The organism is uncultured Marinobacter sp., assembly GCF_913055835.1.
Taxonomy (GTDB): domain Bacteria; phylum Pseudomonadota; class Gammaproteobacteria; order Pseudomonadales; family Oleiphilaceae; genus Marinobacter.
In genome coordinates, this window is record NZ_CAJXKQ010000001.1 from 78,074 (window position 1) to 99,460 (window position 21,387).

At 53.8% G+C, this 21,387-nt stretch carries 20 protein-coding genes; 6 read left to right on the forward strand and 14 right to left on the reverse strand.

Translation table 11 applies throughout. The features are described 5' to 3' along the window. Positions 1–100: 100 nt before the first annotated feature. Positions 101–817: a polar amino acid ABC transporter substrate-binding protein gene (locus QZ534_RS00435; protein ID WP_296930024.1), complete on the forward strand. Its 717-nt coding sequence runs from the start codon at positions 101–103 to the stop codon at positions 815–817. Beyond that, entirely contained in the window at positions 817–1,284 is a 468-nt protein-coding gene (locus tag QZ534_RS00440; protein ID WP_296930026.1) for a hypothetical protein, read from the forward strand. The genes QZ534_RS00435 and QZ534_RS00440 overlap by 1 nt, the downstream gene beginning before the upstream one ends. Before the next feature lie 226 nt (positions 1,285–1,510). Here the strand turns inward: QZ534_RS00440 and QZ534_RS00445 are convergent, their stop codons facing one another. The 7 genes from QZ534_RS00445 to QZ534_RS00475 all read right to left on the reverse strand — a co-directional run bounded on the left by QZ534_RS00445 (position 1,511) and on the right by QZ534_RS00475 (position 10,102). Further along, the gene (locus QZ534_RS00445; RefSeq protein ID WP_296930028.1) at positions 1,511–2,005 is read right to left on the reverse strand and encodes a small multi-drug export protein; all 495 of its coding nucleotides are present in this window, start codon (positions 2,003–2,005) and stop codon (positions 1,511–1,513) included. Further along, positions 2,002–5,064, reverse strand: a complete 3,063-nt coding sequence (locus tag QZ534_RS00450) for an efflux RND transporter permease subunit (RefSeq protein WP_296930031.1) — start codon at positions 5,062–5,064, stop codon at positions 2,002–2,004. The genes QZ534_RS00445 and QZ534_RS00450 overlap by 4 nt, the downstream gene beginning before the upstream one ends. Then, entirely contained in the window at positions 5,064–6,203 is a 1,140-nt protein-coding gene (locus tag QZ534_RS00455) for an efflux RND transporter periplasmic adaptor subunit (RefSeq protein WP_296930034.1), read from the reverse strand. The genes QZ534_RS00450 and QZ534_RS00455 overlap by 1 nt, the downstream gene beginning before the upstream one ends. A gap of 34 nt (positions 6,204–6,237) precedes the next feature. Next, complete coding sequence (locus tag QZ534_RS00460; RefSeq protein WP_296930036.1) at positions 6,238–6,828, reverse strand: TetR/AcrR family transcriptional regulator; 591 nt, start codon at positions 6,826–6,828, stop codon at positions 6,238–6,240. A gap of 319 nt (positions 6,829–7,147) precedes the next feature. Then, positions 7,148–8,410 carry a tyrosine--tRNA ligase gene (gene tyrS / locus QZ534_RS00465; RefSeq protein ID WP_296930039.1) on the reverse strand — a complete coding sequence of 421 codons (1,263 nt, stop codon included), beginning with the start codon at positions 8,408–8,410 and terminating at the stop codon, positions 7,148–7,150. Positions 8,411–8,494: 84 nt separating this feature from the next. Next, on the reverse strand, positions 8,495–9,298 hold the full coding sequence (locus QZ534_RS00470) for a helix-turn-helix transcriptional regulator (RefSeq protein ID WP_296930041.1): 804 nt from the start codon (positions 9,296–9,298) through the stop codon (positions 8,495–8,497). 510 nt (positions 9,299–9,808) lie between these two features. Beyond that, on the reverse strand, positions 9,809–10,102 hold the full coding sequence (locus tag QZ534_RS00475; protein ID WP_296930043.1) for a DUF1330 domain-containing protein: 294 nt from the start codon (positions 10,100–10,102) through the stop codon (positions 9,809–9,811). Between the two features lie 90 nt (positions 10,103–10,192). On the opposite strand from QZ534_RS00475, the gene ribBA reads away from it, so the two are divergent. After that, complete coding sequence (gene ribBA, locus QZ534_RS00480) at positions 10,193–11,287, forward strand: bifunctional 3,4-dihydroxy-2-butanone-4-phosphate synthase/GTP cyclohydrolase II (RefSeq protein WP_296930046.1); 1,095 nt, start codon at positions 10,193–10,195, stop codon at positions 11,285–11,287. Positions 11,288–11,329: 42 nt separating this feature from the next. Here ribBA and QZ534_RS00485 read toward each other — a convergent pair whose 3' ends face one another. Genes QZ534_RS00485 through QZ534_RS00515 form a run of 7 tightly spaced genes read right to left on the reverse strand, consistent with a single transcriptional unit; the run spans position 11,330 to position 16,511 of the window. Then, positions 11,330–11,887 (reverse strand): NUDIX hydrolase, encoded by a 558-nt coding sequence (locus tag QZ534_RS00485; protein WP_296930048.1) that lies wholly within the window; start codon positions 11,885–11,887, stop codon positions 11,330–11,332. A 9-nt stretch (positions 11,888–11,896) separates the two neighbouring features. After that, on the reverse strand, positions 11,897–12,637 hold the full coding sequence (locus QZ534_RS00490) for a GntR family transcriptional regulator (RefSeq protein WP_008169820.1): 741 nt from the start codon (positions 12,635–12,637) through the stop codon (positions 11,897–11,899). 25 nt (positions 12,638–12,662) lie between these two features. Next, complete coding sequence (gene pcaC, locus QZ534_RS00495) at positions 12,663–13,043, reverse strand: 4-carboxymuconolactone decarboxylase (protein ID WP_296930051.1); 381 nt, start codon at positions 13,041–13,043, stop codon at positions 12,663–12,665. A gap of 24 nt (positions 13,044–13,067) precedes the next feature. Further along, positions 13,068–13,574, reverse strand: a complete 507-nt coding sequence (locus QZ534_RS00500) for a flavin reductase family protein (protein WP_296930053.1) — start codon at positions 13,572–13,574, stop codon at positions 13,068–13,070. A gap of 14 nt (positions 13,575–13,588) precedes the next feature. Beyond that, on the reverse strand, positions 13,589–15,067 hold the full coding sequence (locus QZ534_RS00505) for an aldehyde dehydrogenase (RefSeq protein WP_296930055.1): 1,479 nt from the start codon (positions 15,065–15,067) through the stop codon (positions 13,589–13,591). Then, on the reverse strand, positions 15,064–15,894 hold the full coding sequence (locus QZ534_RS00510; protein ID WP_296930058.1) for an alpha/beta fold hydrolase: 831 nt from the start codon (positions 15,892–15,894) through the stop codon (positions 15,064–15,066). The genes QZ534_RS00505 and QZ534_RS00510 overlap by 4 nt, the downstream gene beginning before the upstream one ends. A gap of 17 nt (positions 15,895–15,911) precedes the next feature. After that, the gene (locus QZ534_RS00515) at positions 15,912–16,511 is read right to left on the reverse strand and encodes an amino acid synthesis family protein (protein WP_008169810.1); all 600 of its coding nucleotides are present in this window, start codon (positions 16,509–16,511) and stop codon (positions 15,912–15,914) included. Between the two features lie 348 nt (positions 16,512–16,859). On the opposite strand from QZ534_RS00515, the gene QZ534_RS00520 reads away from it, so the two are divergent. The 3 genes from QZ534_RS00520 to QZ534_RS00530 all read left to right on the forward strand — a co-directional run bounded on the left by QZ534_RS00520 (position 16,860) and on the right by QZ534_RS00530 (position 21,045). Then, positions 16,860–18,437, forward strand: a complete 1,578-nt coding sequence (locus QZ534_RS00520) for a BCCT family transporter (RefSeq protein ID WP_296930064.1) — start codon at positions 16,860–16,862, stop codon at positions 18,435–18,437. Between the two features lie 23 nt (positions 18,438–18,460). Further along, a complete protein-coding gene (locus QZ534_RS00525; RefSeq protein ID WP_296930067.1) occupies positions 18,461–19,504 on the forward strand; it encodes an LLM class flavin-dependent oxidoreductase in 1,044 nt (347 codons plus the stop codon). Positions 19,505–19,590: 86 nt separating this feature from the next. Further along, positions 19,591–21,045, forward strand: coding sequence for an NAD-dependent succinate-semialdehyde dehydrogenase (locus tag QZ534_RS00530; RefSeq protein WP_296930070.1), 1,455 nt, complete (start codon positions 19,591–19,593; stop codon positions 21,043–21,045). Positions 21,046–21,387: the final 342 nt, after the last annotated feature.

Genomic DNA, 21,387 nt, shown 5'->3' on the forward strand with positions numbered 1-21,387 from the left:
ATGGCTTGTGGCCGGAATTCGAGCCAAACTGTCTTGAACTGGCAAGGCAGAGTCGGGCAAGCGACGGCCTTACCCGATTGATCATTCCAACGAGGACAGAATGAGAGTAGTCCTGTTTTTCATCATGGCATTCTGGCTCCTACCAGTTCATTCCCAAACTCTTGAGGTTATGGGTTCGGATGAGGGCTTTCTTCCGTTCTATTACGGCAACGACCTCAACGAGGGCGTTCTGGTGAAGGTGATCAACGACTTCACCGCGGAGACTGGTATCTCTGCCGATTTCATTCCGATGACTCGCAAACGCCAGGCCTGGGCTCTGGAACGAGGCCTGGCCAACGCGGTGTTCGCCAACCCGCTTTGGATGCCTCTGCCGGACCGAATGCACGCCGTAGGGCCGGTAATGACCTGGCGTGACCGCGTGTTCGCGCAACCCGGCCAACAGCCCGACTCCTTCGATGACCTCAATGGAGGTATCTGTCTTCGCAGATGGTTTGTCTACAGTGATCGAATCGAGCAACGGATCGGGAGCCAACTGGTGCGCCATGACGCCTACAACGCCCGGCAGATGCTGCAAATGTTTCTGCACAAAAGGTGCGATTACATTGTCATGAACGAAGCGGAGTTCCGGTTCCTGGCAACGCTGGGGGACGTCGATCCAGAGCGTTACAGCACGGAACTGATAGACGCCGAATGGCCGGTCTATCTTGGGATACTCAAAAACGAGACGGCTTTAATTGAGGCGGCGGAGGCCTTTTTCTCTACCTACACGATTGATGTGGAGGCCATGCTACCCAAACTGCCGCGGCCAGAACTTTAATGGTGAAAGGTCTGGCCTTTCTCATAGCCTTAACCTTCATCTGCGTTGTCATGGCATTGGTCGTCTGGTCGAGGCTCAAACCAGATGCAAAGCCCGACAAACAGGAATCTGAGGTACGTGCCCAGCGGGCTGCCGCATTTTTTGCACAGGCCGGCCATTGGGCAAACTCAGTAGTCAATGTCGTTATTGGTGTTTTGCTTGGGGTGGCAATAAACGGTTTGGTTCAATTGATGTTTACCGGGGCTTGGGCGGCGGTGTTCAACATTGCAGTGTTGTCCGCTGTACTGTTTTTTATCGTGTTCTTGCATGACCGCTTGGGTAAAAAGCTCTTTCCGAGTGGTATACGACCAGCACGTGGATCGGAGGGAGAGCGTAAAACACCGCTGTTGCGTCGTCTTAGCTTGCCTGCAGGTGTTGTCTTCACCAGTCTCGGCCTGGATGATTACTTCTCTGACTGGCTCTTTTGAGTCCCTTGGTGTCCCGAACCCGCCGCATAGAATTATCCCAAATCTGGGCGTTCGTTTTGAAACCAGGCCGGGCTTTCCAAGCTCTTAAACAAAAGCGGACATTCGCACCGAGCCGTGCCATAGCCAATATTCCAGAAGACGCACTCACTATTCTCCGATGTCGGCATATTCAACGGACATCTCATATCAAGTCAGTTTCTATTCCGCAATGGAGTCGCGCACGCCCTCAGAACACGCCAGAAAACGGCAGTTGTTTGCCTTCGGATAGTTCGGTTATTCCCATACCTGCAAGAAATCCAAAAAGAAGGGAACAAACCAGCAGGGATAAGGTAAACCAACCAAGGACATTTTTCCTGGCAGCGCCGATCCCTATAGCAAAAGCTGCTGCGGCGTGTACCCCAATCAGAAAAGGACCCAGAAAGGCCAGTCCCGGAACTCCGAACTTTTCCAGAATGCGGTGTTTGCGGTCCGTTTCTAAGGGCTGTGGTTCGTCCGTGTCAGTGGTCCTGGGGCGCTTCAACCAGCGATGAATGAACGCTGAAACCTTCTCGCTGGCGTAAATGACCGGCAACAAAGAGACGAGGTTTCCGACAAAGCCTGCGATGGCGGCGGGAAACCACGGCAAACCGGCGATCACTCCCAGAGGTACCGCTATCCAGACTTCCAGCACTGGAATGGCGGCTCCTACAAACACGCTAACGTAGAGCATGAACTCGTTCATTCTGGATTCACCTGGGGGGTGGTGGACTTCCTGTGGAAGAACAGTACGTACAGGCTTGGGACAACGATAAAAGAGGCGATAGTTCCCGAAATAAGACCGCCCATAATGACAACATTAAACGATCTCCATAGGGGATCGTTTGCGATCAGTAAAGGAAGAAGACCCAGTATTGTGGTGATCTGAGTCAGCATAATCGGCCGGAAACGTTCCATTAAAGCGCACTTCAGGGCTTCGAGCTCGGATTTCCCGGCTTCTTTTTCAGTATCCGCCTGTTCAATGATCAGCATGGCATTTGAAACGATGATGCCTATCAGTGCGAAAATCGCCAGGTTCGCCATGAAATCGAAGGGCAGACGCAAGATTACCAGCGCGAGCAATAAGCCAATGGTGCAGAAAGGCACGCTTAGAACAATGATGGTTACTTTCCTGAACGAATTGTACTTGTAGATAAACAACACGATCATGCCCAGGACGCACAGCGGTAAAAAGGCGAATATAGCTTCCGATGTCACCGCGCTTTCCTCGATTTCACCACCAAACTCTACCTGAATATCGAATTGTTGCTTTACCTGATCAATGGCGCCTGAAACCGAGGAAGCCAACTCTTTCGATGTCATCGAAGGATTCAACGCAGTCACTGTTACCGTGGGCACCAAATCGCGCTTTTTGATGAGGGAAGGGTCAAGCCTGGTCTCGATAGTGGCAATATCTGACAGGTAGACCGAGCGATCCGACGACTCGGCGAATACCTGAATGTTCCGCAACTTCGACAATGACAGATCGCCGTCGAGGCTGGTTGATAGAACGATGGGTAGCTGATGCTCGCCTTCCCGAAATATAGCGGCGTTTTCTCCCATGCTGCTCTCTCTGAGGGCCCGTAAGATATCTTCACGGGTTACTCCCGCATGGCGGGCTGCCGCGGGATCAACGTTTACAATGAAGTTAGCGACGGATTTTTCCCAATCCTGTTTTACGTTAATGGTGTTTTCTATGTCACGCAGGGCGCTTTGAATAATGCCAGAGGCGCTCAGGATATCGGAGTGACTGCTATCGGTGAGTCGGATGGCAGCTTCTCCGGGTGGTGTGGAGCCCATGAAAAAGGGGTTTATCTCCAGCTTTGCAGAAGGATACTCCGGCGGAATCTCTGCTCTTAGCTTGTCGACGAGTTCGCTGACGTCAGTATTCTCTGTGACATTGACGACGAAATACGCGGAGTGTGGCGCTGGCTCGGGTGGATTCAGACCCAGGATGAATCGAGGCCCGCCGTCACTCACGTAGGCGACCGCACCCGTAATTTCTGAAAAACGATCGTTGTCGCTCAGCCACTGAGTCATTTCCGCCGCAATATCGGCCGTTCTTTCTGCCGGGGTGTTGGCTGGTAGCTCCATGGAAATCTGCAACTGGGAGCGTTCGGAGGGTGGAAAAAACGCCTCAGGGATGGTGCTGGAGAGAAATAACGAGGCGACAAGACTTACGGTGGCTGCACAGAGAAACGTCCAGGGTCTTGCCAGAACCTGATCCCAGAGGAAAGACATGGCACCCATCAGGCGGGAAGGTCTGCCAACGGTCATTTCCTGAGTGCGGGATGGCTTCCGGACGAACCACTGCGCCATGATCGGGATCAACATCGTGGCGACAAACCAAGAAACCAACAACATGACACCGATGACAATCGTCAGCGTCTGCATATAGATGGCGGTGATGTTGTCAGTGAACACGGGCGGGGCGAAGGCGAGTATCACGGTCAGGCTTGCGATGAGAATGGGCGTTCCCAAAGTCTTGCCAGCCATCAGGGCGGAAGACCTGCGACTTTCTCCCTGGGCCACTCTTTTGGAAATGTCCTCAACCATTACCATGGGATTATCGACGAGTATGCCAAGTGCGATTATGAAGGACGCAATGCTGACTTCATTCAGCTCTACGTCCATAACCCGCAGAAAAACCAGGGTGATAACGCCTGTAATAGGCACGGCCAGCGCCACCAGAGAACCCGTCCGGAAGCCCAGGGCGATAATCGTCACAATGGTCACCACGACAATGGTCTCCAGGAGGGTTGAGATCATTGTTGATATCACGTGATCAACAACTTTGCCCTGGTCGGTTATCGTCTTCATCTGATAGCCAACAGGTAGATCGTCCTCCCACTCAGCTAATCGGGTTCGAAGCTGCTCATTGAAGTCCACCATGTTAATCCCGGGGGCCATGTAGCCGGCAACAACGATCGCTTGGCGCCCATCGAGATAGGCGGTACTGGTGAGTGGTACCGCAGGGACTCGTGTAACGTCTGCGAGACGACTCAAGGGGAGCATCGATCCGTCTGGGAGCGATATGGGCGTTTCCGCAATATCGCTCAACCTTTCATAGCCACTTTCCACGAAAAGCCGACTTTCCTGAGTGTTGAAATTAACACGAGCTGCCGGAGCAAGTGAGTTGGCCTTGCTGAGCTGCAGATAAATATCGCTGGGGTTGAGTGCATACCGCGATGCAACAAAGGGCTTTAATTTTATGGATATTTGTTCGTCGACGACGCCGTGTAACGTAACCTTATCCATTCCAGATACGCTATAAAGATAGTTGCGAAGCTCGCTTGCCTTATCCCGCAGCGCCTGATACGAGTAATCAGTTGTACTCAGAGCCACCGTCATCACCGCTACAGCATCATAGCTGTCGTTGACGAAGGGACCCGAAACACCGTCCGGCAGGGTGTTTAGGACGTCCTGCATTTTCGCCCTGACCCGAAGCCAGGTATGCGAGTAGTTCGGTGTGCCATCTTTTATCTCAAACGTCAGATAGACTTCTCCGGCCCTTATCGAGGTAGTGATATTTTTCGCCTCTTCGAGTTCGCGCAAGCTTCGCTCGATAGGCCGGGCAAGCAGGGCCTCTGTCTCATAGATATCCAGACCCGGATGGTAAGCGGTGATAACGGTCTGGTTGATTGGTAACGTCGGTTCCTCCCTGGAGGGGTAATCTGGATATAACGCTAACCCAGTAACTAGTAAGGCGATGAAAATAAACAGAACAAGCCGACTGTTGTTGAGAGAAAATGCAGTAATAGACATTATTGGTCGGCTCCTGTCGGCCATACCCTCTGCCCATCACTAATAAACGCGGCGCCCGCTGCAACGTATAGATCACCGTTGCCGAGATCGTTTCTGACCCAGTAACCCTGCGTTTCGGAGTTAACAATAGTGACCGGGGTTCTGCTAACCGTCCCGGTCTCCTGATCGTATCGATAAATGAAGGGGGTGCCATCGACCGGTTCAACAACAACGGCCCCATGAGGCACCAGGGCGATGTTCCCTTCCTCGGGTATTCGGTAGGTAACCGAAACCACAAGTCCCGGAGAAGGGGGGGCTTCTCCGGTAGCGTCGATTCGGAGTTTGACCGGAAAATCTAACCCCTCGTTTGCCCGTCTGGATAGGTGCGCAACGGATGCTCTAAAGGAACGGCCTCGATGGTGGACGATAATTTCCGGTTCGTCCCCATTCTGCAGGCGCGTCGCCAGGATTTCTGGAACCGATGACTCAACGATGCGTGCTCCAGTGCCGTCGAACGTAAAAGCCACGTGATGCGCTGTCACTTCTTCGAACGGTTCGATTCTGCGGCCCGATACCATGCCGTCATAGGGCGCATGTATCTCTGTCCTTGATAGATCCCGTTCGGCTAGCCTGACTTGCGACTGAGTTTCCCTGAGCATGGCCCGGGCGTTTTCATAATTGGATTTCGAGGCATCCAGGTTCTGTTCGGAGGCCAGGTTCCTGGCGCGCAGGCTGACCAGTCTCTCGTAGTTCTTTTTGGCTTCTTCAAATGTAACCCGGGCTCTCTCTGATTCAGAGCGAGCGTTTTCAAGCGCCAGTCTGTAGGGTTCCTGATCGAGCGAGGCCATCATGTCGCCAGCGTGAACCTGAGTTCCTATATCAACCCGGACACTTGAGACCGTACCGTCTACACCGAACGAGAGTTGAGACTGACTCTTCGTATCGGTAATGCCGGGCAACTGGATGGCTTCAAAATAATCAACATTGTCTATTTCACGGACAGAGACCGTTTTTATATTCTCAGCGGTGATTGGCTGCGGGCTTTCGCTGCAGGCCTGCAGTAAGGCGGCTACAGAGATGGCGGCGAAAGTGAGCACAGTCTTGACAGTGGCCGAAAAATATAAAAATGAACGTTCAGTTATATAAATAAGTGATAGCACGCCAGATAATCCCATGAAATCTATCGATAGGCCATTAAGTTGTTGGTTTCAGGAGGGTTTGCATAAACAGCCTGAACAGTTCACTTGAATATTCAGTGTCGGTCGTGGCGATATGGCAGGAAAGCCCATCAATATATGAAAAAATGAAGTGCGTGATCTGTTCGGGTGTCAGGTGCCGGCCAATCGCCCCCGATTCCTGTGCCTTCTTGAAGATTGAGCATGAAACACTATAGAGATTCTTGCTGGATTCAAGCACAAGCCGTTTTATGTCAGGGTTTCTTGAGGACTCTGCCAGTATCTCCATATACATGATCGTGCCTGTCTTATCGTCGGTCAGGTAGGCTTCCTGCTCAAGCGCCGCCTGGAAGTCACTCGCGCTCTCCACCCGTCTTAAGGCATCCATGTCTCTGGAGAAGTAGCGCTTCGCGATCTCCAGTATCAGTTCGTTTTTCGAAGCGAAGTACTGATAGAGGTTGGCCTGACTAACCCCCGCCTTTCGTGAAATCTCGGCCATCCCGGCGCCGTGAAATCCCTTTTTCAAAAAGCACTGGATGGCACCATTGATGATTTTTTCTGTTTTAGCTTCTCGCGCCGCATGATTGACGGGGCGGCCTACATTCGACATCGAGCTGATCCTATAATTTGTGATCGATCACTTATATATCTAAGGGGCGCACTCTGTCAAGGGGAGCGGCCGCATGCGGCGGACTAGCGATATAGGGGCTTCGAACATAAGGAAACCACCCATTGCTGTTTTGCCGATAATGAAGCGGTAATTGGCTCGGGGTTTCCGTCGGCTGTATCGCTTATTGGTGAACGGTACACTCCTACACTGGAGAATCCATGTCCAGGTGAGAAACATGGGAGGCTGGGCGCACGCCTATCTGTTTGCATTGGAGCCCCTGTTGTGATGGGCTTTGCACTGTTCCTCGGAGGCTACATGTTCAATTGCGTTTGAACATGCAAAACTGTTTCTTTCCTCTTTGAATAATCCAATAACGATCGAACAGCGCAAAGCTATCTCCAAGGCTAGTCTCATGGCAGCGCTCGCCATTGACGCGGATTGCGCCCTGGCTGATCAGCTCACGGGCTTGTCGTTTGGATCTGGCGATATTCCCCGCCACCAGAGCAGCGTCCAGAGAATCGTCAGAGTGAGCACCAAAGGAGGGCAAACCATCCTGCTCCAGTTGCTGCAGTTCCTCCAGAGAAAGGGACGCTACTTTGCCGCTGAACAGTGACTCTGAGATACGTTGGGCGCCAGAAAGTCCATGCTCTCCATGCACAAATCGTGTGACTTCGTCAGCAAGAATTCGCTGGGCTTGCGGTCGGCCATTAACCTTTTGATCCTGTAACTCAATCTGCTCAATCGTTTCAATGTCAAGAAACGTGTAGTAACGGAGAAAGCGGTAAACGTCGGCATCGTCGGTGTTCAGCCAGAACTGATAGAAGCTGTACGGGGAAGTCAGTTCTGAATCCAGCCAGATCGTACCGGTTTCGGTCTTGCCGAACTTTGTACCATCCGCCTTAGTGATCAACGGCAAGGTTAGTCCAAACACTTGGTTGCCATTCAGGCGGCGGGTCAGGTCGATGCCACTTAAAATGTTACCCCACTGATCATTTCCGCCTATTTGCAGTCGGCAACCCAAGGTTTTGTTCAAATGGACGAAATCGTAGGATTGCAGTAGGGCGTAGCTAAACTCGGTAAACGACATGCCTTGGTCCGCACGGTCCAACCGCTGCTTCACGGATTCCCTATTGATCATCGCATTCACCGAAAAATACTTGCCAATATCGCGAAAGAATCCGATTACGCCAATTTGAGCAAGCCAGTCTGCGTTATTGACGATATCCAGGGGTGCCCCTTGGTGCTGGGACATCAACTCTTGAATTTGTTTGCTGAGCGCGCTGACCCAATGTTGCACTTGGTTCGCTGGATTCAGGGTGCGTTCGCTGGCCTTGAAGCTGGGGTCGCCGATCATCCCAGTGGCACCGCCAACCAGTGCCACGCCACGATGGCCTGCATCTTGAAATCGTTTGAGCATCAGCAGGGGCACCAGATGCCCAATATGTAGACTGCCCGCCGTCGGGTCAAAGCCGCAGTAAACAGTTTGCGGCTGGCTTAAAAGTGCTCGTAGCTCTTCAGATCTCGTGGACAGCGAAATCAGCCCACGATTTTCTAGATCATCAATCAAAGTTGTCGGATTCACTGGTTCGCTCCCGTCAGGTAAACGGAGTCAGATTAGATTCCAGTTGTCCGGCCCTCAATGTCCCCAAAGGGACAGTACGTCGAGTCAGTTGTTGTCGGGGGACGTTATGGCGTAATTAAGAAACAGGCGGAACAGCTCCCCAAGAGATGTTACGTGCAGTTGCGCGTATATGCTTTTGCGGTGATTTTTCACTGTGCCCTCGGTGATGCCCAGATTTTCAGAGAGCTCTCGGGTGTCCAACCCCTGCAAGATCAGCGAAAGAACCTGTTGTTCTCTGGGACTAAGGCGATCACCGCCGAAGGAAGCTACAGCCGACAGGATATTACTGCCGGATGAACCCGAGTCCGCATAGGGCTGACCCAGGTGAAACGGATGCGTATTCCAATGCTGTCGGCATAAAGCCGCGATGACGTCGAAGCGCTGAAGTAAAGCCTCGACCTGCTTGCGGGAAAACCGTTGCCCGCTTTCTAGGAACCCTAAGTAAATGACAATCCACCGGTCGGCCTCTAGTTGGATGGTCAGGCAGATTTCATCCTGCCAGCCTGTTTTCTTATAAAACGAGCGCTGGTATTCAGCTGAGGGAATCACGCCACTGGCGACATCCTTAAAAAGGAAAACCCCCTGCTGCTTTTTTTCGATCAGTTGAAGGTAAAAAGGATCTCCAAGGTAGGCATGGGTAAGATAATGATTGAAGAGAAGGTGCCGCTTCTCCTGAAGAGAGTCGTGTAAATAAATGGGATGTTTGCCAGAGCGATGACCGAGAATTACGGCGCTGTCGAAGGTGGTGGTTTGGTGGAGAAAAGCTGTCAGATTAGATGTGAACCGGGATGTCTGAATAGACTCTATTACATTAGCCAGGAGCTCATAATCTGAATTTTTTCCCGGCATGATTCACTTAACCTGTTCAACAAGCGTAGGCCTGCGAAGCCAATGAAATGATTACCTGCAGGATGACTCCAAAGATGCGGAACCATGTTAGTTTCTCACATATCCGTTGAAAACTGAAAATTGCCAATTGACGGCAGAAAGAATGGAGCCGCAATGCAGGCAAGCGGCAGATATTCGACCATCTTTATGATGGACTTTCCCCGATCCGAATATCCGCTTTGCGACCAGGGCACACTCCGGGCCCAGCTAAACAAAAGCGGACATTCAGTGGACCAGGGTAAGTCCACAGTCCGATTGACCTGCCCCCCAATCATTGAGCCGCTTACTGTCTGATGACCCTATTTTATAGATTGAGTGAACGGATCAGTGATTCAGCAATCGATCAAATGGCCTTCGTTCAAAGCTTTTGACCTTAACCCTACAAATGAATGGGAGGGTTAGGAACAATGACCTAAAGTTTGGAAGCCAGAGCTACTTCACGCAGGCGCGTATGCCCGATGCCCGCACTGCTCAAAGCCCCTCAACGATTACGATGTCGACAACTGATGCACCTTGGCGCGCCTCCCGTGCTTTGCCATATTCCTCCGAATGATAACAATCGAGAGCCGATTGATAGCTAGGAAACTCAATAACGACCGTGCGTTGGGGGGTAGACCGCCCCTCTAAAGCTTGGTTAGCTCCACCCCGGGCTAGAAAACGGGCGCCAAATTTTTCAAACGCTCGTGGCGCAAGTTTCTGATAATCCGCATAATCACTGTTTTTCGTTATTGTAACGTTAGCAATCCAAAAGCCCTTAGCCACCACGTATACCTCGTTCCGTCTTTATTTTTGTATTATGGTATACCAAAATATGGGTGCCTGCGATGGCGATCATTCGAATAGAGCGGTGACTATATGAACTTTGACTCAACCCAGAGCCTTATCGAAGACATTCGAAATGGCCGCATGGTCTTATTGCTGGACGACGAGAACAGGGAGAATGAGGGTGATCTTGTGTTAGCTGCACAGCACGTGACACCCGAAGCAATCAATTTTATGGCCAAGCACGCGCGCGGCCTGATCTGCCTTACTCTTACTGCCGAACGATGCAACCAACTCGAGCTGGCGCCGATGGCCGTAAATAACGGCTCCAGTTTCACCACAGCATTTACGGTGTCCATTGAGGCGAGGGAGGGGGTCACCACTGGTATTTCAGCAGCAGATCGGGCCACTACAATTCTCGCGGCCGTCGCGCCGAATGCCCACGCCCGGGATCTGGTCCAGCCGGGGCATGTGTTTCCGCTTCGAGCCCGTGCAGGTGGGGTGCTTAGCCGCGCAGGTCACACTGAGGCGGGGTGCGATCTTACTCGCCTGGCGGGGCTTGAGCCGGCGGCGGTAATTGTTGAGGTCATGAACGATGACGGCACCATGGCGCGACGTCCCGAGCTGGAGGAGTTTGCTCGTCAACATGGAATCAAGATCGGTACGATCGCAGACCTCATTCAATACCGTTTAGAGACGGAGAAGACGGTGGAGCATACCGGGCAACAGCCGCTGTCTACCGCGCATGGTGAATTCGTGCTGCACACCTATGAGGATCTGATATCTGGCGATGCTCACCTCGCCTTGACGATGGGGGATGTCAGGGGTAGCGAACCAACTTTAGTTCGGGTTCATTCGGTCGACCCATTGCGAGATCTTGTTGGGGCGGATTATCAAGGCCCCCGCGCCTGGTCTTTGTGGTCGGCGCTGGAAAAGGTTGCGGAGGCAGGGCGTGGCACCGTAATCATTCTGGCCAGCCACGAATCACCCCAGAGCCTGCTTTCACGGGCAACTCAACAAGACACACCGCCACCCGATGTGTCGTCCCGACGTTATTCCAGTGTCGGAACCGGGTCGCAAATTCTCGCCGATTTGGGTGTGAAAAAATTGCGGGTGATGGGCGCGCCCCTGAATTACAAAGGGCTGGCTGGTTTTAATCTTGAGGTTGTGGAAACGCTTCAGCCTTAACGGGCCGGAGGCAACAGGTGTTGCCTCCGATTTTCTAGAAGTTTACCGCATGAAGTGAATGTTCCCATATTCCATGCTGCCGGTGTAAATGCCATAGGAACCCATGGTCCGCTCTGCAATATACCGTTCAAGGATCTGGCGAATTGCTGGGTAGAAAATCAGCTCCCAGGGAATGTCTTCTGGTAGAAACCAATCCACCGCTTGTGTCTCGTGGCCGGACGTTCCGTTCCAAGCGAGCATTCGAGCCCGGTAGATAATATAAAGCTCATTGGTCGGGGGTACGCTGAATATCGAATACGGAGTGGTGACCTCGGTGTCCATTCCGGTCTCCTCCCAAACCTCCCGGCGAGCCGCTTCCTCGACACTTTCACCGTGTTCCATGAATCCCGCTGGGAGAGTCCAGGTACCCACGCGTGGTGGTATCCCCCGCTGACAAAGGAGCAGCCGCCCATCTTGTTCAATGATGGCGCCAGCAATTACCTTGGGGTTGTCGTAGACAACACAACCGCAGGCGCTGCAGTAGTCTCGTGCGTGGGTGTCGCCGTCCGGGATGCCCCTTGTGAGCGGTGAGTTACCGCAATTGGTGCAGTACTTTGGCATGATTTAACCTCACTGGAGGCTTCTCGCCACACTGACAGGCGGTGAGATAGGCTCAACCGATTCGCCTTGCTTTTCAGCCAGCGCTGCCAAGGCAACGTTGGCGGCGGCCTTGATGTGTTCGACACAGGCTTCATGCGCTGCTTCGGCGTTTCTTGCCTTGATCGCCTCGACGATCTTGGTCATTTCCTGAAAGCTGTCGAGATAGCGCTCTTTCTGAGAAACAGAGGTGGCTCGCAGGTAGTTTACTCGGGCCTGTAACAGGCTAAGGAACTGGCCCGCAACTCGATTGCCCGCACCTTCATAGAGAACGCCATAGAAGTCACTGACGGCATTAACAATGGCTACGGTATCTCCGCTTCGGAGCGTCGCTTTTAGAATCTCCCACGCATGATCGAAATCTGCCATTTGTTTGTCCGTGGCCTTCTGCGTGAATAGCTGAACCACCATGCTCTCTAGAACGCAGCGCAGTTCATATATATCCCGTGCGTCTTCGAGTGTAATGACAGCAACGCGTGGCCCGCGGCCGCCCTCGCTTTCTACGAGACCTTCCGCCTCCAAATGACGAAGGGCTTCACGCACCGATGTTCTGCTGACGCCGAGACGTTTGCAGAGGTCTCGTTCTACCAAGCGGTCACCGGGCAGAAGCTGGAAGCTCATAATGGCTTGACGCAGTTTATCGAGCACCATCTCCCGTAGCGTTGGTTGGTTACGTGAGACCTTAAGGCTGTCATCTAATGGGGTCCGTTGCATTTCTTCTCTTGGCTCCAGGCTGTGACTAGATTTCGCCCATCTCGACGAGAACCTCGCGGGCTTGACGGAAAGCATCAATGGCGGCCGGTATCCCGCAGTAGATAGCCGTCTGCATCAGCACTTCTCGGATTTCTTCTACGCGCATACCGTTGTTGATGGCACCCCGGACATGTAGGCGCAGTTCGTGCGAACGGTTCAGGGCTGTAAGCATGGCCAAGTTTATCACGCTGCGGTCCCGGTCGCTGAGACCGTCGCGTTGCCACACGTTGCCCCAGCAGTATTCAGTCACCAGTTCTTGTAGGGGTTGAGAGAAGTCGTCGGCATTCTTCATGGAACGTTCGACGTGCTCGTTGCCCAGAACTTTGCGGCGCTTGTTCAGACCGCGTTCAAATCGTTCGTCTGACATTTGGTTCTCCTCTTCAAATTGAGATTAGGAGGCGCGGGCGAGCGCGCGCAGATTTTCCGGCAATTGGTCCATCTTTCCGCGGCAATAGAGCAACGGATCGACCTGATCGCCGCCGCACCACAGTTTCTCCACCTCACCCACCAGGATCGCGTGGTCACCGCCCGGGTAGTCTTCCCAAACGCGGCACTCCAGGTAGGCGGCAGCGCCGCAAATCAGGGCGTTCTGCAGTTCAGAACGACGCCAGTCAATGCCTTCACCCTTGTTCCGACCCTTGCCGGCAAAACGGTAGGCGATAGCTTGTTGGTCATGCCCCAGAATATGAATTGCAAAGCGCCCGTTTCGCTTGATAACGGGATACGAATCCGAGTTAAGGCTAGGGCAGATTAGCACCAGCGGAGGATCCATGGACACCGCAGAAAACGCACTTGCGGTGAAACCAACCAGGCAGCCTTCCTCGTCGAGGGCAGTGACCACAGTGACGCCAGTTGGAAAGGCACCTAGAACCTGCTTGTAATCTTGTGTGTCGATCATCGCACTCTCCCGTATTAACGCATGATGAAAGGGTCAGGCATCGGATCTGAGGACAAATTGATCCACAGGGTTTTTAGGTCGGTGTAATCGCGTACCGCATCGATGCCACATTCGCGGCCGTAGCCACTGGCGCCAAATCCGCCGATCGGTGCCATTGCCGAAACCGCACGGTAAGTGTTGACCCAAAGGATGCCGGAACGTACATCGCGAGCCAGCCGATGGGCGCGTGCTACGTCGCGGGTCCAGATGCCGGCCGCCAGACCATATTCGGTGTCATTGGCAAGGCGCAGAGCCTCGGCCTCGTCATCGAATGGGATCACCGCCACCACCGGGCCAAAGACCTCTTCTTGAACGATGGGCATCTGGTGGGAATGACAGGCCAGGATCGTTGGCGGATAGTACCAGCCGTCTCGGTCTTCCAGACGCTGGCCGCCGCACAGTACCTCGGCCCCATCCCTTCGCGCCTGGGTCACCATTTGGTCGATTTGATTCAATTGGGCCTCGGTGGCAATGGGACCCATTTCCGTGTCTGCATCGGCGGGATTGCCAATGCGGATGGTCGCGGCGCGCTCGCGCAAGCGATCCAAAACTTCGTTGAGGATGGTGCGTTGTACCAACAGTCGGGAACCGGCCACGCAGCTTTGTCCGGAGGCGGCGAAAACGCCCGCCACGACACCATTGAGGGCGCTATCCAGGTCGGCGTCCTCAAATAAAATGTTGGGTGACTTGCCGCCCAACTCGAGGGACAGTTTCGCGAAATTTTCCGCACTGTTACGGACCACGTGGCGAGCAGCGCCGGAACCACCGGTAAAGGCAATTTTGCGCACTTTGGGGTGAGCCGTCAGGGCTGCCCCGGTGGACGGACCGAAGCCGGTAACCAGGTTCACCACACCTTGCGGGAAACCTGCCATCTCCACCAGTCGCATCAGCTCGATAAGGCTGGCGGAGGCGTGTTCGGAAGGCTTGATGACAATGGTGTTGCCTGCCGCCAATGCCGGGGCCAGTTTGATGGCGGTAAGATAGAGCGGGCTGTTCCAGGGAATGATTGCGGCAACCACGCCCAGCGGCACTCGCATTGTCGCCCCGAACAGGTCTGGTTTGTCCAGCGGCAGGGTTTCGCCCACCACCTTGTCGGCCAGGCCAGCGTTGTAATAGAAGAACTCGGGCAGGTAGCCCACCTGGCCCCGGGTCTCTCGGATCAATTTGCCGTTGTCACGGCTTTCCAGCTGCGCCAGTGTTTCGGCGTTCTCTGAGATCAATTGACCCAAGCGATACAGCAGCTTGCCCCGGGCGGTGGCGGTCAGGCCAGACCATTCCGGACTCTCGAACGCCCGGTGCGCCGCCTGGACCGCGTCCTCAACGTCGGTTTCGTCGGCGTTGGGAACCTGGCACCAAACGTCACCCGTTGCCGGGTTGTAGCTTTCGAATGTGGCTCCCGAGCGTGCGCCCCGCCACTCACCATCAATGAACATCGTCAGCGTATCCAGACTCATTCGAGACTCTCCTTTTGCAAGGAAGGCCGGTGCACCTTGGCAAGGAAGTCCAGCAGGAGGTCGTTGACCTGATCCGCTGCTTCAACCGGTGCCATGTGCCGTTGTCCTTCCAGAATGTGTACGCGGGCGTTCGGTAGTTGCCCGGCCAGTTTGTGTGCCATGTCGGGCGTGGATCCCGGATCCAGCTCGCCGGTAGCAACCAGTACCGGGACCAGGATCGACCCCAGCTCGTCGGCGCCGAAACGGTCCTGAGTTCCAAACAAGGCGTAACTGCGATAATAGCCGTCCGGATCGTTACTGGTGACCCGACGACGGACCGCGTCAATACGGTTTGGATGAGCCTGACGGAACGCCGGACTGAACCAGCGCTCTAGGGCCCCCTCGACATTCGCGGCCGGACCTTGCTCAAGAGTTTGGGCTAACCGTTGGCTCACGCCGGCCCGCTCCTGATCGTTTCGATTAAAGACGCTGGAGAGTACAACGAGCGCCTGAAGGCGATCGGGATAAAGAAGGGCAAATGCTCGTGCCACCAGTCCGCCCATCGAAAAGCCCATGACCGTTGCTGTGGACACGTCGAGCTCGTCGAGCAGTGTGACCAGCTGATCGGCGTAATCCTCGAGCGTGGCGTCCACCTTGGGAAGCGGGCTCTCGCCGTGGCCGAGCATGTCGTAGGCGATTACATCGTAATAAGGTGCCAGCGCCTCCATCTGTTCCTGCCACAGGGTGGCGTCCAGACCGACACCGTGAATCAGTACCACAGGTTGGCCACTGCCTGCGCGCCAGTAACGAGTGCCCGACGCGCTGGTTCGTGCTTGGGTTAGCAGCATTTGTCCTCCCCGGCCGGTCACTGTTGGGCGGCCTGCTCGGCTTCTTCGGCTAATTCTTTAAGGTCCTGGTAGCGGTTGCCAATGCGCGGGTGAAGTCGACCACCGTCCGCAGCACCCAGAACGACCACAATCTCATTGGCACGCGGCGCGTCCTCGATGCACATCTCCAATGTGATGTAGTGGGAACGTAAGCCCTCGTCGTGCTTGTGCATCATCGGGATCTGAATTGAGGTGCCCGGCGCGCCGCGTTTGTTGGTGAAACTCAGGTAGCTCTTAGCGCCCACCGCTTCCCGGAAATGGTTGCCGAATCGCAGGGTATGGATGATGGCAGAGGCGTGTTCGATCTCCCCCTCTGCACCGACTACCGCAGCTTTTCCATAGGCTTCGACATCGTCGCCGCTGATCTCATCCAGAATATGCTTGACGATTAGCTCGCCGAGCTCTGAGCAGCCGTTGCGAATCTCAGGTGACAGATCTTCCACGAATCCACGGCCGGCCCATGGGTTGCTGACTACGGCGGCCACACCAACCATGGTTACGGGTTTATCACTTGCCTTTCCGGCCTCTATGTACGTGGTTTCTCGGAAGGTGACGATCTTGCGAATTTCGAAACTCACTGGGTTTCCTCCTCGTTGCATTCCAGTTGCAGGTGGTTAAATGATGCCTGCGATGTTGGTATACCATAATACCAAAAACCTTATCGAGCAACGTTAAGATTGGGTTTGAGTGAAGAAAATTGGGTTCTGCCAAGCTTATAAAATTTTTATAATCATAAAAACAATAAGTTAGGTGTTTTGATGCTAAAAATTAGCTGCTCTCAGGATAAAGTCTTTGCATTTTGTATTATGGTATACCAAACTCTGAAGCGCAGTTGTCAGATGGCCGTGCCGAAAACGAGCTGCCGAGAACTCGCTAGGCCTCTGAACCAGAACAATTCCAATGAATGAGCTCGGGAGGAAAATTCAATGCAGAAAGAACAATCGAGTATTCCGTGGCGAGAGCTATTCGCCGGCGTGGACAAAACGATGGCTGTCGCCTCAACCACCATGGTGTTGGCATTTGTTTTATTCACGGTGTTGCAGCCGGACCTGGCGAACGTTATTTACACGGGAGCGAAGCAGTACATCGAGAACGAACTCGGGTGGTACTACATCCTGACGGTAAACGTCGTTTTGCTTGTTTCGCTTATGATCGCCTTCAGCCCCTACGGCAAGCTGCGCTTGGGTAGGGACGAAGAGCGGCCGGAGTTTTCCAACTTCACGTGGTTCGCAATGCTGTTCAGTGCAGCAGTGGGCACTGGGCTGCTTTTCTGGAGCATCGCTGAGCCTCTGAGCCATCTCCAGGGCAATCCGTTTATAGCCATGGATGGTGTTGCCCCCAATACACTGGAGTCAGCTCAGGCTGCGCTACGAATCACAATTTTCCATTGGGGTTTACACGGTTGGGCTGTGTACATTCTCGTGGGGGCGATACTTGCCTACTTTGCCTATCGTCGTGGACTGCCCATGACCATCCGTTCCGCGTTCTATCCTCTGTTGGGCGACCGCATCTATGGCCCCATCGGCCATGCCATTGACCTGCTTGCCATCTTCGCCACCCTTTTTGGCACGGCCACCACTCTGGGGCTTGGGGTTTCTCAGATGAATGCAGGGCTGAATAGCCTGTTCGGGTTAGAAATCTCCGCTACCAATCAGGTGCTTTTGGTTTTAGGGGTGACTGTGGCAGCGACGGTGTCTGCGGTTTCTGGCTTGAAGAAGGGCATCCGTATGCTTAGCGAGTGGAATATTCACCTAAGTATGGTTTTGTTCGCCTTCTTTATTCTCGCCGGGCCTACAGTCTTCCTGCTTACCATCTTTACAACCAGCGTTGGTGATTACCTAGGTAATTTGCTGCCAATGGGCTTTTGGACCAGCCCGGACCCGGAGAGTCAGTGGCAGGGTTGGTGGACCATTTTCTACTGGGGTTGGTGGTTGTCTTGGGGCCCTTATGTGGGGATGTTCATCGCTCGGATTTCACGGGGACGAACGATTCGTGAGGTGCTCTTTGGCGGCATGTTCGCGGCAACCTTGGGTGCAATGGTATGGATCGTCATCTTTGGCGGCACGGCCCTTCACCTCCAATTGTTCGGAGGCGTTGATTTGGCAACAGTGGCCAATGAAAACGTAACCAAAGTTCTGTTCCAAACCATCGAAGCGCTCAACGTGCCCTGGGCGACAAGCTTCATGATTGGAATGGCCACTCTGATGATTGTGACCTGGTTCGTGACATCCGCCGATTCTGGAACTTTGGTGATCTGCACTATTTTGTCTCAGGGCAACCCGAATCCTCCGAAGACGTACCGCGTGATTTGGGGCTTGGGCTTGGGTGCGACGTCTGCTGTTCTGCTCCTGGCCGGCGGGCTGCAGGCCCTCCAAACCGCCGCTATCGCAGCCGCATTACCGTTTTCTATTGCCTTGCTGGTCATGTGCTACTGCATGTTCAAAGCCCTGGCGAGCGAGCAAGTAGGCCAACCAGTGGCCGTTGAACAATCTGAAGCGTCGTAAAGGGCGCATCGAGGAGATTTAATATGCAGTTTTCGTTATTCCTTCACATGGAACGCTACCAGGGTGACAAAAGCCACCAGCAGCTGTTTGAGGAACTTTGCGAGCTCGTAAAAATTGCCGAAGCCTCCGGCTTTCGAACAGCCTGGATTGGTGAACACCATGGGATGCAATTTACGTCTTCCCCAAGCCCGGTGGCTCAGCTGTCCTATCTGGCCGCGAAAACAGACCGTATTCGTCTTGGCGCGGGAACGTTTGTCGCCCCATTCTGGGATCCAATCCGTTTGGCGGGTGAATCGGCATTGCTGGATGTGATCAGCGGTGGGCGGTTGGAGTTTGGAATCGCCAGAGGTGCCTATCAGTTTGAATTCGACCGCATGACCAATGGCATGCAAGCCTCAGAGGGTGGGGCGGCTTTGCGTGAAATGGTGCCCGCCATTCGGGGTCTTTGGAAGGGGGACTACAGTCACCAGGGTGAGGTGTATAACTTCCCGACAACGACGAGCGTTCCTAAGCCACTCCAGCAGCCCCTGCCCCCGATTTGGATCGCGGCAAGGGACCCAGCGTCTCACGATTTTGCGGTTGCGAATGGCTGCAATGTCATGGTCACCGCACTGATGAAGGGGGACGAGGAAGTTGCCGACCTCGCCCAGAAATTCAATACGGCGTGTGCCGACCATCCTGAGGTCGATCGCCCTGAGCTAATGTTCCTCCGTCATACTTACGTGCACGAAGAAAATGATTCCGAAGGTTGGCGGCGTGGCGCGGAGGCCCTGCAACGGTTCTACCGGTATTTCTTTGCATGGTTCAAAAATGACCAGCAGGCAGTCGATGGATTTTTCAAGCCTGCCTCCGAGGAGGATGTTGCCAGTAACCCCGAGTTTTCTCTCGAGAGCCTGCACCGGAACATGATGATTGGCGCTCCATCAGAACTGGTGGAGCGGCTCAAGAAATACGAGGCACTTGGAATCACGGAATACAGCTATTGGACCGACAACACGCTGCCTTTTGAGGAGAAGAAGCGCTCACTTGAGCTCTTTGCGTCTGAGGTGATGCCGCATTTTAAGTGAGTGTGATGATCAGAGCGAACCCGTTGATGACAGGCGGACTGGCCATTGGACGGGTCGCTCTCAATGGTAGTCTGAGAGGTAACTCTATGAATCTGTTAGACGTCGTATCGGGCGGGAAAGTAGCAGCGCTCATTGGAAATGAGTGGCGTTTGGGATATCAGCAGTACAGTGTGAGCAACCCTGCTAATGGCGAGGTTATTGCTCAAGTCGCAGATTTGGGTTCGGAAGACACTTTGGAGGCTGTGGCGGCTGCCGAAAAGTCCGGTAAAGAATGGCGCAAAGTACCTGTGAAGCAACGGGCCCGCCTTTTGCGGCGTTGGTATGATCTTGTAATCGAAGAAACTGATGCACTTGCGCAAATCATGACACTGGAGCAAGGCAAGCCACTCCACGAAGCGCGAGGTGAGGTCGTTTACGGCGCTTCTTTCATTGAGTACTTCAGTGAGGAGTGCAAGCGAATCCTGGGTGATGTTTCGCCTGGCCCTGACTCCAGCAAGCGTATTCTGGTTTTGCGTGAACCGGTTGGCGTTGTCGCTGCAATCACACCATGGAACTTCCCCCTCGCCATGATTACGCGAAAGTGTGCCCCGGCGCTTGCTGCTGGGTGCACGATCGTAATCAAACCCGCAGAGTCCACCCCGCTGACTGCACTGGCGTTGGCGCATTTGGCTCAGAAGGCAGGCATCCCAGAGGGGGTGATCAACGTCGTTACGTGTTCGCGTCCAGCCGAGGTTGGCGATGTGCTGTCCACGGATAGCAGAATTCGAAAGCTGTCGTTCACCGGGTCAACGCCGGTGGGTAAGCATTTGCTTTCCCGCTGTGCGAGTACCGTGAAGAAAACCGCCATGGAATTGGGCGGCAATGCGCCGTTCATCGTCTTTGACGATGCCGATTTGGACGCAGCAGTTGAGGGGGCGATTGCCTCGAAGTTCCGCAATGCCGGGCAAACCTGCGTCTGCACAAATCGGTTTTTGGTTCAGGCTGGTGTTTACGACGCTTTCTTGGAGAAACTTACCGATAAAGTGCGGCAGTTACGGGTCGGTAACGGATTGGAAGAAGGCGTCTTTATTGGTCCTCTCATCAATACAGCTGCGGTCGAAAAGGTACAGGCTCATGTTAATGACGGACTTATGAAGGGCGCTCGGCTGCTCTGTGGCGGGAAAACCCATGAGCTGGGTGGTCACTTCTTTGCTCCAACTGTCTTGGCGGACGTAACCGTGGACATGCTGGTCGCTTCGGAGGAAACCTTTGGACCCTTGGCCGCTGTCTTTAAATTTGAAAGCGAAGCTGAGGCAATTGAGATGGCCAACCAGACACCGTTCGGGCTGGCGGCATATTTCTACACCAACAACTATCGGCGTATCTTCCGGACCCTGGAGGCACTCGAATACGGCATGGTTGGTGTCAATGAAGGATTGATCTCGACCGAGCTGGCCCCTTTTGGGGGAATTAAGGAATCTGGTCTGGGACGGGAGGGTTCTCGTTACGGCCTGGAAGAGTTTACCGAGCTCAAATACGCCTGTCTTGGAGGGATCGATTAGGTTGGTTCGGGGAGAGCACGCCTTTCTCCCGGCAGCTCAGCAAAGGAGAACGCATTAGTGTTCTCCTTGCCTCCTATTTCACCAAATTTAAGGCTCCAACGATTACTTCTCAGCGCTTTACTCTCCCTAAACTGCTTTCAGTCCTGACTCTTGCATCGTTTATCCTTGCTCTTCAGGTCATGCCAGATAGTGCAAGGCCTATTCGGTGGAATGAAAGGAGAAATTCCTACCGTGATGTGGCAATCTCTCTTAAAAGGACCTAGGCCACCATCTGTTAACAATTGAACAGCAAGATGCCGACTGGTGTGATTTTATGAGTGATCACTTCTATTTTGATCAAAT